The organism is Anaerolinea thermophila (assembly GCF_020723905.1).
Classification (GTDB): Bacteria; Chloroflexota; Anaerolineae; order Anaerolineales; family Anaerolineaceae; genus Anaerolinea; species Anaerolinea thermophila_A.
Genome location: NZ_DYHZ01000005.1, coordinates 212,521 through 226,506, shown reverse-complemented (window position 1 = coordinate 226,506; position 13,986 = coordinate 212,521). Strand labels below are relative to the sequence as shown.

13 protein-coding genes are annotated in these 13,986 nt (G+C 42.6%); all 13 read left to right on the top strand.

Features of this window, described 5'->3' with window-relative positions; all coding sequences use genetic code 11:
* The first annotated feature begins 2 nt into the window (after positions 1 to 2).
* The 13 genes from LHF31_RS09510 (at position 3) to LHF31_RS09450 (ending at position 13,977) form a co-directional block, all read left to right on the top strand.
* A complete protein-coding gene (locus LHF31_RS09510; protein WP_298003439.1) occupies positions 3 to 800 on the top strand; it encodes an S-adenosyl-l-methionine hydroxide adenosyltransferase family protein in 798 nt (265 codons plus the stop codon).
* An 11-nt stretch (positions 801 to 811) separates the two neighbouring features.
* The gene (locus LHF31_RS09505) at positions 812 to 2,431 is read left to right on the top strand and encodes an ABC transporter ATP-binding protein (RefSeq protein ID WP_298003442.1); all 1,620 of its coding nucleotides are present in this window, start codon (positions 812 to 814) and stop codon (positions 2,429 to 2,431) included.
* A gap of 23 nt (positions 2,432 to 2,454) precedes the next feature.
* A complete protein-coding gene (locus LHF31_RS09500) occupies positions 2,455 to 3,000 on the top strand; it encodes an ECF transporter S component (protein ID WP_298003445.1) in 546 nt (181 codons plus the stop codon).
* A 51-nt stretch (positions 3,001 to 3,051) separates the two neighbouring features.
* On the top strand, positions 3,052 to 3,903 hold the full coding sequence (locus LHF31_RS09495) for an energy-coupling factor transporter transmembrane protein EcfT (RefSeq protein WP_298003448.1): 852 nt from the start codon (positions 3,052 to 3,054) through the stop codon (positions 3,901 to 3,903).
* A gap of 10 nt (positions 3,904 to 3,913) precedes the next feature.
* Complete coding sequence (locus LHF31_RS09490) at positions 3,914 to 4,441, top strand: hypothetical protein (RefSeq protein WP_298003451.1); 528 nt, start codon at positions 3,914 to 3,916, stop codon at positions 4,439 to 4,441.
* 36 nt (positions 4,442 to 4,477) lie between these two features.
* Entirely contained in the window at positions 4,478 to 6,664 is a 2,187-nt protein-coding gene (locus LHF31_RS09485) for a GAF domain-containing sensor histidine kinase (RefSeq protein WP_298003454.1), read from the top strand.
* Between the two features lie 28 nt (positions 6,665 to 6,692).
* Positions 6,693 to 7,706, top strand: coding sequence for a tyrosine-type recombinase/integrase (locus tag LHF31_RS09480; protein ID WP_298003456.1), 1,014 nt, complete (start codon positions 6,693 to 6,695; stop codon positions 7,704 to 7,706).
* 78 nt (positions 7,707 to 7,784) lie between these two features.
* Complete coding sequence (locus tag LHF31_RS09475; protein ID WP_298003459.1) at positions 7,785 to 8,450, top strand: NBR1-Ig-like domain-containing protein; 666 nt, start codon at positions 7,785 to 7,787, stop codon at positions 8,448 to 8,450.
* A gap of 127 nt (positions 8,451 to 8,577) precedes the next feature.
* The gene (locus LHF31_RS09470; protein WP_298003463.1) at positions 8,578 to 8,931 is read left to right on the top strand and encodes a hypothetical protein; all 354 of its coding nucleotides are present in this window, start codon (positions 8,578 to 8,580) and stop codon (positions 8,929 to 8,931) included.
* Positions 8,932 to 8,956: 25 nt separating this feature from the next.
* Positions 8,957 to 10,651, top strand: coding sequence for a hypothetical protein (locus LHF31_RS09465; protein ID WP_298003466.1), 1,695 nt, complete (start codon positions 8,957 to 8,959; stop codon positions 10,649 to 10,651).
* Positions 10,652 to 10,654: 3 nt separating this feature from the next.
* Positions 10,655 to 12,070 carry a radical SAM protein gene (locus tag LHF31_RS09460; RefSeq protein ID WP_298003468.1) on the top strand — a complete coding sequence of 472 codons (1,416 nt, stop codon included), beginning with the start codon at positions 10,655 to 10,657 and terminating at the stop codon, positions 12,068 to 12,070.
* A complete protein-coding gene (locus tag LHF31_RS09455) occupies positions 12,057 to 13,244 on the top strand; it encodes a PqqD family peptide modification chaperone (RefSeq protein ID WP_298003471.1) in 1,188 nt (395 codons plus the stop codon). The genes LHF31_RS09460 and LHF31_RS09455 overlap by 14 nt, the downstream gene beginning before the upstream one ends.
* Complete coding sequence (locus LHF31_RS09450) at positions 13,201 to 13,977, top strand: class I SAM-dependent methyltransferase (protein WP_298003474.1); 777 nt, start codon at positions 13,201 to 13,203, stop codon at positions 13,975 to 13,977. The genes LHF31_RS09455 and LHF31_RS09450 overlap by 44 nt, the downstream gene beginning before the upstream one ends.
* Positions 13,978 to 13,986 lie beyond the last annotated feature (9 nt).

The window sequence follows — 13,986 nt, the reverse complement described above, 5'->3', positions numbered from 1 at the left end:
CCATGAAACTTATCACAATTCTCACAGATTTTGGCCTACAAGATGGATATCCAGGTATCATGAAGGGGGTGATTTATCGAATCGCCCCTGAGGTAAAAATTGTTGATATTACCCATCTTATCCCACCCCAAGATATTTACCGGGGGGCGCGAATTCTCGAACGATCTTATCCTTACTTTCCACAAGGCACTATTCACATTGCAGTTGTTGACCCTGGAGTAGGCACCAGGCGTCGTCCAGTTGCGGCTAAAATTGGAGAACATTATTTTGTGGGTCCTGATAACGGACTCTTCACTTTTCCTTTGTTAGCAGTTATAGAAAAGGGCATCCCCTTCGAGTGTGTGGAATTAAATCAACCACAATACTGGTTAGAAAATGTAAGTCATGTGTTCCACGGCAGAGATATTTTCGCACCGGTTGCTGCGCACCTCGCAAACGGAGTGCCTCTTTCTGAACTGGGTAGTTATATCGAAAACCCGGTTATGTTAGATCTTCCTCAACCCCAGGTACTGGCAGATCAAATCGTTGGCGAAATTATTGACATTGACCATTTTGGGAATTTGAGCACCAATATTCCAGGTGAATGGCTCTTACAATACCCACCCCATCAATTAACCTTTTCGTTTAAGGATATCACCATCAAAGGACTGAATAAGACCTTTGGCGAACGACAACCAGGAGAATGGGTTGCTTTCATTGATTCTGACCATTATCTCGCTATTGCTATTGTCAATGGGAATGCCGCATCCAGAGCGCAATGCAATACGCGCACCCCGATTAAAGTTATCCTTTCGTCATAGGTTGACAATCTATGCAGACACCTCATTCACCTCTTCCCCTTGTTGTCGAAAACCTGACTTTCCGTTATGAAAGGCGGGAATTACCTGCAATTAAAAATATCTCTTTTTCTATACAACCTGGACAGATCATTTTACTTGCCGGCTCAAGTGGTTGCGGTAAAACTACCCTTATGCGTTGTATTAACGGTTTAGCCCCCACAATTTACAAAGGGGAAATGTCTGGCAAGATCAGTGTTTTTGGTCATGATGTAACTCAACTCTCATTGCTTCAACTCTCTCAGCATGTAGGAACATTGTTACAGGATCCTGAAAGGCAAATCGTCGCAAGCCACGTTCTTAATGAAGTGGCATTCGGATTAGAAAATCTTGGTGTACCGCGCCTCCGCATTCTTCAACGAGTGGACAAAACTTTAGAATATTTGGGAATTGACCATCTCAAGTACAAGGAAACTTTTAAATTATCAGGCGGCGAAAAGCAAAAAGTCGCCCTTGCAGGTGTTCTTGTGATGGAACCCAAATTACTATTGCTGGATGAACCTCTGGCGAGCCTCGATCCCGCCTCTGCTGCAGAAGCATTGAAGTTATTTAAACGCCTTGCCGAAGATGGGATTTCAATATTACTGGTTGAACACCGTGTTGAAGACGTCCTCGCTATTGAACCAGATTTAATCATGTTCATGGAAGACGGTGAAATCACATACCAGGGAGATGTGAAAGGATTTCTGGAAATTGCGGATTTTTCAAAGGTAAAACTCCCTGCAGAAATTGTCGCTCAGAGAGCAAAATCAATCCAATTTCCTCAAAGGACTCGGAGTTTTGAACCAGATACTTCTTCAGAACTCCTCCGCTTTGAAAATGTTTCTTTCCAATATCGCCAGGATTTACCTTTGACACTAAAAAATATCAATTTTTCAATTCATAAGGGAGAAATCACCGCTATACTTGGGCATAACGGCGCTGGCAAAACCACTTTGGTGAAACACGCGCTGGGATTGTTAAAACCTACCAGTGGAACGGTTTATCTGGACGGAAAAGATACGAGAAAAATGACTATTGCTGAGGCGGCTCATACAATAGGGTATGTTTTTCAAAGCCCAACCCAGATGCTATTTGCCCCAACGGTCGAGCAGGAATTAACCTTTGGTCCACAAAATCTGGGATTCTCCAAGGAAGAAATCCAAAAAAATGTAGATTGGGCAATCCAAACCGTCCATCTTGAAGGAGAAAAACAAACTCCCCCTCTGGCATTGTCTTTTGGACAGCAGAAACGAGTCAGCATTGCCTCTGTTCTTTCTATGAAATCACGCATCCTTATGATGGATGAACCTACTGCCGGTCAGGATTACTGGAATTACCACTCTTTCATGTCTTCCATCCTTGATATGCCCGGATATGATGCCATTCTCTTCATCACCCATGATCTGGATCTGGCAATTGCTTACGCAAACAGAGTGATCTTGATGGCGAATGGGCAAATTATTCGCGACGGTGCCCCGGAAGAGGTGTTAAAAGATATCAGTACCTTAGAGAAAGCCCATGTGCTACCCACATCTCTTTTATCTCTCAATCTGAAACTGCTACCTAAAACGAAGAAATTTTTGCGGGCAGAATTGCTTGCAAATTTCATATAATATTCATTGAAAGGAGTAGGAAGATGAAAAAATCTTTGTGGAGTTTTGGGACTCGTGAAGTTGTCTTTGCCGCCATTGGCGCGGCGTTGTACGGGGTTCTGTCCTACGCAACAAACATGCTTCAAATTCCCGGAGCAGGAAATGTTGCAATCCGCCCTGCCGTAGCAATTCCAATGTTTTTTGGTGTTGCCTTCGGGCCTATCGTGGGATTCATTTCCGGAATCTTGGGGAACATCATTGGCGACCTGCTCTCGGGTTACGGCTTTTGGCCCTGGTGGGATTTAGCCAATGGCCTAATGGGCTTCTTCCCCGGTTTGATTTACCTGGGAATTAAAAACTTCAAAGATACTTCAGATATTCTGAAAGCCGAAGGAATGGTAATTGTTGGTGTGCTGGTCGGTATCGGTGTCGCGGCGATCTCCGAATTGTGGGTTTCCGGCGTAGATTTTGCCACAACCGTCTCCATGAATTTCATTCCTTCAGTGACCACTAACCTGGTGAATGGTTTGATCCTTGTCCCCATTCTTATGGTTGCCTACAGTGCAATCCAGGCCCGCTCAGGAAGATAATTTATTCTTGAGGGGAGAGTAAAACTCTCCCCTCAAGACCTTACAAAACCTATGATTGCTAATTTCGGTTACCGTCCACATCAAAGCATTCTTGAGAAAATAGACCCAAGGGCAAGATGGATTTTTGCCTTTTGTATGCTATTTTCAATTGTGTTGTTTTGGGATTTACGTATATTATCCGTTTTCTTTGTAATCACTCTTATCCAATTTTTTGTCAGTAAAGTGACCTGGCAGGAGACCAAAAGAGCCTGGATTTTTATCCTGGTACTCTCTAGCATTATGATTTTTATCAACACCATCATCACAGGAGTAGAGACTGTAGGCGGGACAATCCGTGGCGGAACGCCCTTATTCTCCCTGAAAATTCCTCTATTTGAAACTTTTTATGTGCTTACAGTTGAACGTCTGTGGTTTGCCCTTACTCAGTATCTTCGCATTATTTCCATTGCCAGTTTGTTCATCATTCTCCCATTCACAATGGATCCTCGATTATATGGCGTTACTTTCAAAGGGTTGGGCTTTCCGGATAAACTTGCTTATACGATGGACCTTGCATTCCGGTTTATCCCCACAATTGCTCGAGATTTCAACGTCACTCTTGACGCACAACGAGCGCGAGGTTTTGAGATTGACAAAGGGAAAATGAACATCTTTCAGAGAATTCGCCGAATGGCTCCGTTGATGGTGCCGGTAACCATGAATTCCATCCTCGCTGGAGAAGACATTGCTAATGCAATGGATTTGAGGTGTTTTGGATTGAAAAAACGATCCTGGATTGAAAATTTACATTTCAAGACAGGCGATTTTGTGCTGATCGGTTTTTCTATCCTGATCCTGGTCGTTTCTCTTTATCTTCGCTTTGGATTAAACCTTGGCGATTTCTGGATGCCGGGAATGTCATAAGGAGCGGTCCATGTCGGAAATTGATGCACAAGAAAAAAGGGAATCTCCCGCAATCGAAATTCAAGGGGTTGAGAAGCGAGTTATCGGAGATCGTGTGGTTGTCAAACAGGGAGCCGTAACATCCCTTGAAGCCAATGAGGTGGTTATTCGTCAGGGCGGAGTTGTTTTTTCAAAAACATCAACCCTTTCAACACAAAACAGCGGTATTGTGTTTTCTCAGGCTCAACAAGCCAGTTTTTCCAGTTCTGCTACCAATCTGGCAATCATCAACGGAAATGCCAGTCTGGATCAAAGTGGGGCTAAAGTGCTTATCGTAAATGGGAACACAACTCTGGATCAATCTGGCAGTGTGGTATTAGCGGGAAAAGAAATTCGTGGAGAAAACATAAATACAGTCTTTCTGTTTGGGCAACATGTTCATGGGAATGTCCAATCGGCTTTTGGCACGAAAGAATCCATCCTGTTTGGAATAGTTGCCGGGATTGTCAGTGGTATTATCTTTTCTTTTTCAAGAATATTCTTTAGAAGAAAAAAATAAAACCGTTCTCCCAATGTTCATCAAACCATAGAATTTATGTCAACAATAGAACAAATTTCATTGGGTTCGCTCATTATTGCATCTACGCTATTATTTATTTTATGGACAAAAATTGAGAAAAGGAAAGAGCGAATCACGAAAGTTTTCTATCTGTTCTCCCCCATCCTCTTAATGGGACTACTAGAAATTTTTTCAGAATACTTAAACGGTGAAATATTATCAAGTATTCCTCCGTTTTTATTCTTTTGGAGCGCACTTGCTATTGTAAGGTTATCCCGTTATGCTTACCCACGTTATCATGAAAATGTTTTTTGGTATCTTGCAGGATACCTGACAGGTATTGTTCTGTTATTGTTTTACACTGCCTCATTGAAAGGTGTAATTGCTCTCCCTCCACTTCTCCCCCAGGCGATAATAATTCTACTTTGGGTTCTGCCTTTTCTTCTGTTGGGAGTTTCTTTCGTCTATCTTGCTACCCTATATAAGAAAAACCCCACAGCCTTATACAGAAATCGCATTCTTTTTTGGTTTGCTGTAAATCTTCTTTTTGGTTTATCCATTCCATGTTTTTTGCTGAATTATCCTCTCCTGTCCATTGTTTTTCTTACCCTGACTTTTACTTGCGTAATTTACATTCAATGGAGAACCGATCTTCCCGATTTAATCCTGCTTGTCCGTAGAGGTTTATCCTTAGTTCTTGAAACCCTTGTGGTTTATTTACTGTTCACTCTTGCGCTGGGTTTCTTTCTCCTGATCAGCCTTAACTCTGGCTTGAGCCAAATTATTGTGATACTTCTGGGTGGAGGGTTGTTATTTTCTGTCCTGATTTACCCATTGATTGGTACAACTCGAAAATACATTCGCAGACGCTTATGGCAAAGTAAAAAAAATTACACTTCACTATTATCCAATTATTCAAGAACAATTGCCTCATTAAGTAATCTGGAAACCCTTTTCAATCACCTCTCAGAATTACTTCATCAGACCTTTTCAATTGATCATATTTTGTTGCTTACCGCCAGCGATAAAGAGGATACTATCGAATTTCAAAACAATCTGAATCCACTCAGTACTCCTCTGATCGTTTCAAAACAAAGTCCATTTTTAATTCATTTGCAAGAACATAAAAGCCCAATCCTCCAGTATGTTCTTGATTTTTCCGATATTTTTGCAGAGGTGCCCGAAGAAGAAAAAAACACCATACGTTCCTATAAGGGAGATGTTATTATTCCCATCCTGTTTCAATCTGAATGGCTTGGTTTATTGATTATCGGTGCCAAACCCTCTGGAGATCGATTTTTCGAGGAAGAAATATTATTCCTTCAAGCCATCGCTGATCAAACTGCAGTGGCCCTGAAGAATGCCCTTTTATATGAAGATTTATTGAAACGAAATCGAGAAAACGAAAGACTGAACCTGGAATTAACTCTGGCTAACAAAGAGTTATCCAGACTGGATAAAGCAAAAACTGATTTTATCAACATTGCATCCCATGAGTTGAGAACGCCTCTTACCCAAATCATGGGGTTTAACGATTTTCTTGGGGAAATGTTACAAAGTGGACCTTTGCCGCAAAGTTCATTAGAACACATGGTAGGGGGGATAAAAAAAGCAGCCAGGCGGCTTGAAGAAATTATCGGTATAATGCTGGATATTTCCAAATTGGAGACCCAGATCTTTGAAATTCACCCCACTCCAGTCAAACCGGCGACTATTATTCGCGCTGCAGTGGATAAATGGCGCAATGCATTGGACGAAAGAAATCTAACCCTCCATGTTGCAGATCTTAGTAATTTACCTCTAATTCAGGCTGATAGCCAGAGAATGGTACAGGTATTTTCTGAGCTCCTTCAAAATGCTATTAAGTCAACCCCAGATCACCGAGAGATTTTTATTACTGGGAAAACAATTCAAGATCCAGTTTCCCAGCAAACTTTTGTTCAAATTACTGTGGCAGATACAGGCATAGGAATCGCACCTGAAGATACAGAGAAAATTTTTGAGAAATTTTATCGCATTGGAGATGTCCTGCTTCACAGCACAGGAGATATAAAATTCAAGGGCGCTGGGCCAGGATTGGGCTTGACAATTGCTAAAGGGATTGTTGAAGCCCATCATGGACGTATTTGGGCAGAAAGCGCGGGACGTGATGAAACTTCTTTGCCAGGAAGTAAATTCCACGTATTGCTTCCAGCGGTTCAAACGTCTCCGCAAGAAAATTGATAATAAATAGTGTCGTATAATCAAAATCATGGAGAGTGGAAATCTCACATCATCCACTAAAAAAGATAGCACTTTATCGAACAGCATTTCCCGGTATCTGGAAAACGTATCATTATCTCGTAGTGCTCATACCTTTCGGACCTACAAAAATGCCCTTAACGCATTTATTCTATGTATCATTGAACATGGACTTAATCCAACCACCTTGCCAATCAAAGAATTCGACGAAACACCGGTAGCATGGTTTGCGACGTACCTGAAATATCATAGCCCGGCGACAGAGGCCTTGTATCTTGCGGCTTTGAAAAATTTTTACGAATTCCTCGCTGCCGAGAAACTGGCTGATATCAATTTGCCGAGAGTCAAACTTTTAATCAGACAAAGAAGCCGTAAACCAGGACAAAGGCTACCACAATTTCCAAAAGATTACATTGAAGTGTTGATAGAAAAAATTAACGCGCTCCCCTCTGATACACCTCTTGAAGAAATTGAGAGACTCCGTTTTTTACGAGATCGGGCTTTTTTATTGACTCTAGCGGATACAGGATTGCGTGTCCATGAAGCATGCAATTTACGACGCGGAGATATTGATTGGAATGAAGGCAAAGCAGTAATTATTGGAAAAGGTAACCGGGAGGCTGTAGTACGTTTTTCTACTCGCGCCATTGAAGCCATTAAGGAATATTTATCAAAGAGAGCCTTTTTAGACTCGAATAGTGGCAAACCTTTGTCCTCTCTTCCCATCTTTGCACGTCACGATAAAGGAAGCGGCAAAAAAGTAAAACCCATTACTACTACAACCGGAAGGAATATTGTCAAGGAGCGGGTTAAGGAATTCCTTGATGAAAACATTGCACTCGAAATAACACCTCACTCTTTTCGCCACTATTTTGTCACCCGCGTGCTTACTTCGTCTGGAAATTTAAAATTGGCACAGGAACTCGCCCGCCATCGTAATATTGCTGTTACTCAACGATACGCCCACTTAAGTGATGATGAATTAGATCGTGGCTACTGGCAAGCCATTGAAGAAAAATCCTGAACCTAGCATATTTTTTGCATCACTTTTTATTAAGTGTAAAATGGACTTTATACATCATAACAATTGAGGACAAAGGACATGAAACAATCCATCTGGGACTTTCTATCAATTATCCTGCTCATTGGTATTGTGTTGGTGGCTATTGTGGTCCTTTTGTTATTCCAAAATCCATACCTTTTCATGAATCCGTTTCCCCCACCCCCTCCTGTACCTACAATTTTTGTCCCAACTTTCACCTCTACCCCCAAAGCACTACCACCAACATGGACACCAACCGCACAGCCCACGGCTCTCAGTGAGATTACCAGGCGCCCCACCTTTACCCCTTCACCGACAAATACTCCTTTTGTCTTACCATCACCCACACCCATGCTAAAGACAGTCTATCCCACCAACGCACGTTTACCATTGGAAGGTAAATGTAAATTGCTTGCACAGAGTCCAGAAGATGGGAAAACCATTAAGGCAGGCGAAACATTTAGAGTTTCGTGGACTTTACAGAACACCAGCACGGAACCATGGCGTTCAGACAGCATTGATGTACGATTTAAGGGTGGCGTACCAATGCATACAAGCAACGATATTATCGATTTGCCCAAGTCCGTTCCCCCTGACGGTACAATTGACATAACCATTACCATGAAAGCGCCGGAAAAAGCCGGCTATCAGATCACATATTGGACACTATCGGCCGGGTCAACGGTAAAATGCACTTTCTACATTGAAATTTTTGTAGAAAAATAACGTCCTTTTTTTCCCTTACTTTCAAACCCCGGATAAATCCGGGGTTTATTTTTGACAAAATTATGACATTTTAAACTTGAACCGGTATCATAATCAATGCTATAAACTGTCTTAGGAGAAAATGCAAATGAGAACAATAGGCTATATTGTCGCAAGCATATTGATTTTCTTTGGCGTGTTGTTCATATGGGGGGCTTTTGGCGCTCAAGGACAGCCAGGATGGATCGTCATTGGAATCATTACAGTTAGTATAGGACTGGTTCTTTTTTACTTTACATCTAAAAAGCCCAAGACCACAGCAGATTCAAATATCACCTTAAAGTTAGACTTGCCAGCAAATGTCAATCTTGACACAATAAAGTGTCGATCGTGTGGCGGAACCCTTTCCGCAGAGAATATCAAGGTGATTAATGGGGCGCCAGTTGTCACCTGTCCTTACTGTTCAACCGTATATCAATTGACCGAAGACCCAAAATGGTAAAAAGAGAATGCCAAAGGATGAAAATATGAAAAGACTTTTCTATCGTGCGAGTCTTTTATTCCTTCTATTTTTACTTTTTCTTAATACTCAAGGAAATGCACAATCTTTGCAGTTTGAGGTAACAGAAAACATTGTTGATTTATATGTCTCTCCAAACGGGGTTGTTTCAATACAATATGTGATTGTATTTAAGAATTCGCCTTTTGGAGCGCCTATTGATGCAATAGATATCGGCCTTCCCACAAATGATTACGCATTGTCTAACATTACAGCGCAGATCAATGGTGCTCCTATTTTTCGAATTGTGGAATCTCCCTATGTGTCTCCAGGAATCGCACTGGAATTAAGTCCTGAACAAATCATCCAACCCGGGGAAAGTGGCACAGTACAGGTATGGATTCCCGAAATCTATAACATGTTGTATAAAACCAATCGGGTAAAAGATGTGGGCGAAGCCTATGCCAGTTTTCAATTTTCGCCGAACTCCTTTGGTAAAGAGTACGTTATTGGCAGCACCAATTTCAGCGTTACTCTGCATCTGCCCCCAGGATTGAAGCCTGAAGAACCAAGATGGTTTACTCCAAAGGGATGGCCCGACAATCCTCAACCTGAAAGCGGATTTGATCAAAATGGAAACGTCTTCTACCGCTGGAAATCCTCTCAAGCCAACAGTTATACCCAATATATTTTTGGGGCAGCATTTCCAGCCAGGCTGGTTGATAGTACCGCGCTGGTATCTGAGCCTGTCATTAGCGAGGAGGCTGGAGGAGCAATCTGCTTTTCTATCATTTTAATTACTTTCATCGGGTTCTTTGTACTCGTCATTTGGGGAGTTTCTCAAGCAGAAAAGAAACGAAAATTGCAATACCTTCCTCCCAAGATCTCTATTGAAGGGAACGGAATTAAGCGCGGCCTCACGGCTGTTGAAGCAGCAATTGTGATGGAACAGCCTCTGGAAAAGGTCCTTACCATGATCCTCTTCTCGGTTGTTCGCAAAGGAGCCGCTGAGGTCATTTCCAGAAATCCCTTAAAAATTAAGGTCCTACCAGTTCCTGAAAACGTAGAACTGCGCAGTTATGAGAAAGATTTCCTTGAAGCAATGAAACAAGAAAAATTAAGCACCAAAAGAAAAATGCTTCAAGATTTGATGGTTAATCTCGTCAAAGAAGTCAGCGAGAAGATGAGAGGTTTCAGCAGAAAAGAAACCATCGAATACTACCAGGACATCATTCGACGAGCCTGGGAACAGGTGGAAGCCGCAGACACTCCTGAAGTCCAAAGCGATTTATTCGAAAAAGCCATGGATTGGACCATGCTCGATCGAAGATTTGAAGACCGTTCTCGCGAGGTCTTTACAAACCGGCCAGTTATCGTTCCTTCATGGTGGGGAAGATACGATCCGGGGTTTGGAAAGGCTTCAACAGTTTCACCTAAACCCTCTCAGGTTGGGCAGGCACCTGGAAGATCCTCTCTCCCTTCACTTCCTGGAGCAGATTTTGCGGCTTCAATTGTGGGCGGGGTACAATCCTTTGCTTCCTCAGTAATTGGGGATGTGACATCATTCACCTCCGGGATTACAGAAAAAACCAATCCTGTTCCCAAATCCACAACTTCATCATCATCGGGAGGTAGAAGTGGCGGCGGGGGAAGTTCTTGTGCCTGCGCCTGTGCCTGTGCATGTGCAGGCTGCGCCTGCGCCTGTGCTGGTGGAGGAAGGTAATTGATGGCTATTCCCGGTTTATTGAAACGAATATTTGCTGGTAAGGTTACCTCACCCCTGCCAGATCCTGGACTTTATCATTATCAAAAAAACGATGGGAATTCCAGGATCCGCATACACCTGCGGATAAATCCGGACAGGAGTGGTATTTTAGTGGTAAACGCCAACCGAATCTTTCATCTCAATTCAAGCGCCACACTGATGTGTTATCTGACACTGGAAGGCAATTCTTCAGAAAAGGCTATTGAGATACTTGCAGACTGGTACTCAATGGACAAAGTGACTGTAGAGAAAGATTACAAAGAAATCGCTTCACAAATCCAGGTTCTGACCAGTCCTTTAAGCCATTGTCCAATATGTGAGTTGGAACTAGAGCCAATTTTACCTTTTCGTTCTGTACCCCTTGCTCCCTATCGTATGGATCTGGCAATAACCTACCGGTGCAATAACCAGTGCGCACATTGCTATAATGCGCGTCCTCGGGATTTTCAGGAACTATCAACAGAAAAATGGAAATCTATCATTCAAAAATTATGGGATATTGGTATTCCTCATCTGGTGTTTACCGGTGGAGAACCCACCCTCAGGAACGATTTGCCAGAATTAATAGAATTTGCCGAGAAGACCGGTATGATCACCGGGTTAAACACAAACGGCATGCGCCTTGCTAACCCCGATTATCTCAAACAGTTGGTTGATGCTGGATTAGATCATGTTCAAATTACTCTTGAGTCTCACATTGAATTCATCCATGATGAAATGGTTGCTCATCGAGGGGCGTGGCGGCTGACAGTAGAAGGTATTCGTAATGCTTTGAAGTCTTCTTTATACGTAATGACCAATACAACTTTATTACAGCAAAATTCCCCTTTCATTCTGGATACAATCCAGTTCCTGCATGAGTTAGGAGTTCCAACTATCGGAATGAACGCTCTCATATACTCGGGACATGGAAAATCTGCCCGGACAGGACTACCCGAATCCAGACTGCCTGAACTTCTGGAACATGTCAACCAGGCGATTCAACAAACGGGGCAAAAGTTGATCTGGTACACTCCTACCCATTATTGTGATTTCAACCCCTTAGAGATGGGACTGGGAATTAAAGGCTGTACTGCTGCACTGTATGCAATGGCGATAGAGCCCAATGGCGATGTCATCCCATGTCAATCTTATTATTCTCCACTGGGGAACTTATTATCCCAGTCATGGGAATCCATCTGGAACCATCCTCTTGCCGTTTCCATTCGAAATCGTCAAATAATTTCAGAAGAATGCAAACAATGCCAAATTCTGGATGTTTGCGGTGGAGGATGTCCTTTAGCAAGGGGACTCGACCCTTCTTTCAAACCTTCGCCAATCCTTGATGAAATAACCAGAATCTCCTGTTCTGAGAGGACATCATATGAACTTTCCTGAAATTTTCAACCGATTTTTTCCTGCCTATCAGCCCATCCCCGCAGGGAATTACAGTGGGACTCTCAGATTACAATCTTCCATTCCCAACAAGGTCCACCTCAGGGTAGAAAAAAATGGGACTGGAATCATGATCCTGAATGGAAGCATTGTTTTACACTTAAATCAAACCGCGACAGAACTGACTTACCATTTACTTGAAAATCGGACAGACGATCAAATCATTAAAACGATACAAAAGCGATATGGGATTTCCAGAGAACAAGCAGCGGCTGATCTTAATGCCTTTACCGGTCAACTAGAAAATCTTTTAAATCTTCCCGATGTGGATCCTGTTGCTTATCTGGGGATTGAAAGAGTAGAAGTAAACACCGGAGCAATGTCTGCTCCTTATCGGCTAGATTGTGCATTGACCTATCGTCATCCCGATCTTTCTTATCTTCGTTCTGCGCCGGTGGAACGGGTTAAGACTGATCTTCGTGCCGAAGAATGGAAAACTATTCTGAAAAAAGCATGGGATGCAGGAATACCTCATGTCATTTTTACCGGTGGTGAACCTTTGCTGCGAGAAGAATGCCCGGAATTGATCCTGTATGCCAGTAAATTAGGAATGGTGACGGGTTTGCTCTCTACAGGTTACTCTCTGACAGAGCAAACCGCTCAACACCTGATTAATGATTGCGGATTGGATCACATCATGATCATTTTCCAGGAAGGTGATCAAGAGATCTGGGAAAAACTGGATATCCTGATCAGGCAGGATATTTCCATAGCTGTCCACATTACTATTACTCATCAGAAACGCCATGAATACATAGACTTGTTCGAACATCTTCAACAGAAAGGCATCCGAAACTTATCTCTATCCACAAATTCCCTGGATTTCAGGGACGAAGTCTTTTGGGCGAGAGATAAAATTGCTGAAATGGGAATTTCCCTGATTTGGGATATCCCTGTCCCTTATTCTCGTCTCCATCCGGTTGCACTGGAGATTGCGCTATCTGAAGAGAACAAAGAAACGATCACCGGATATTCATCGCTTTACGTAGAACCGGACGGAGATGTATTGCTTTCACAAGGCGAATTTCAAGTTTTAGGAAACTTTCTAAAAGACTCCTGGGAAACCATTTGGAATGCCGCCATTGAGAGACGAAAAATCGTCAATAGAATATCTTGACCGTTTGTTCCAGCGTCAATCGAAATGGACGCGTCCTTTCCGGGATTTCTTTTTCCGTCATCGTTTTCCAGAACATTTTCGTATTCTGGATGCCGGCTGTGGAACTGGGGTCCTGAGTGAAGATATAACCATTTCCTATGGGGCTCAAGTTCACTCTATAGATATTGACTTTGATATGGTACGTTATAGCCATTATCAGCATCCTGCTGTTTATTTTCACGCTCAGGCAGATATATATCATCTCCCATTCCCTTCAAAGTATTTCCACTGCGTAATGACTCACTTTGTCTTTCTCTGGTTAAAATCCCCTGAAGACGCATTGAAGGAAATGATTCGAGTCACCATGCCTTCAGGGTGGATTGTTGCCATTGCAGAACCTGATTACGAAGCAAGGATTGACTTTCCACAAGATACGGCTGACATCGGAAAGATGCAGACACAATCACTGGTTCAAAGAGGTATTATCCCAACCATGGGAAGGCAATTATCGGCATTGTTTAGCAAATGTGGACTTACACACATCACTACAGGAGTGTACAGCGGCGAGTGGAATTTTCCACAAGAACCAACACAATTTGAGCAAGAATGGGAAACGATTGAGAAGGATCTTCTTTATTACCTTTCAATGGACGAGGTTCAGTCTTATCGCCAACGTGACTTCCGGCATTTCATATCCGGTCGGCGCATTTCATTTGTGCCCACTTTTTATGCATACGGTCAGGTTCCAGATTAAAACCTGTAT

Bases quoted from the DNA above. Each gene is read 5' to 3' on its own strand.
- LHF31_RS09510 (WP_298003439.1), top strand. From the start codon at position 3: ATGAAACTTATCACAATTCTCACAGATTTTGGCCTACAAGATGGATAT.
- LHF31_RS09505 (WP_298003442.1), top strand. From the start codon at position 812: ATGCAGACACCTCATTCACCTCTTCCCCTTGTTGTCGAAAACCTGACT.
- LHF31_RS09500 (WP_298003445.1), top strand. From the start codon at position 2,455: ATGAAAAAATCTTTGTGGAGTTTTGGGACTCGTGAAGTTGTCTTTGCC.
- LHF31_RS09495 (WP_298003448.1), top strand. From the start codon at position 3,052: ATGATTGCTAATTTCGGTTACCGTCCACATCAAAGCATTCTTGAGAAA.
- LHF31_RS09490 (WP_298003451.1), top strand. From the start codon at position 3,914: ATGTCGGAAATTGATGCACAAGAAAAAAGGGAATCTCCCGCAATCGAA.
- LHF31_RS09485 (WP_298003454.1), top strand. From the start codon at position 4,478: ATGTCAACAATAGAACAAATTTCATTGGGTTCGCTCATTATTGCATCT.
- LHF31_RS09480 (WP_298003456.1), top strand. From the start codon at position 6,693: ATGGAGAGTGGAAATCTCACATCATCCACTAAAAAAGATAGCACTTTA.
- LHF31_RS09475 (WP_298003459.1), top strand. From the start codon at position 7,785: ATGAAACAATCCATCTGGGACTTTCTATCAATTATCCTGCTCATTGGT.
- LHF31_RS09470 (WP_298003463.1), top strand. From the start codon at position 8,578: ATGAGAACAATAGGCTATATTGTCGCAAGCATATTGATTTTCTTTGGC.
- LHF31_RS09465 (WP_298003466.1), top strand. From the start codon at position 8,957: ATGAAAAGACTTTTCTATCGTGCGAGTCTTTTATTCCTTCTATTTTTA.
- LHF31_RS09460 (WP_298003468.1), top strand. From the start codon at position 10,655: ATGGCTATTCCCGGTTTATTGAAACGAATATTTGCTGGTAAGGTTACC.
- LHF31_RS09455 (WP_298003471.1), top strand. From the start codon at position 12,057: ATGAACTTTCCTGAAATTTTCAACCGATTTTTTCCTGCCTATCAGCCC.
- LHF31_RS09450 (WP_298003474.1), top strand. From the start codon at position 13,201: ATGCCGCCATTGAGAGACGAAAAATCGTCAATAGAATATCTTGACCGT.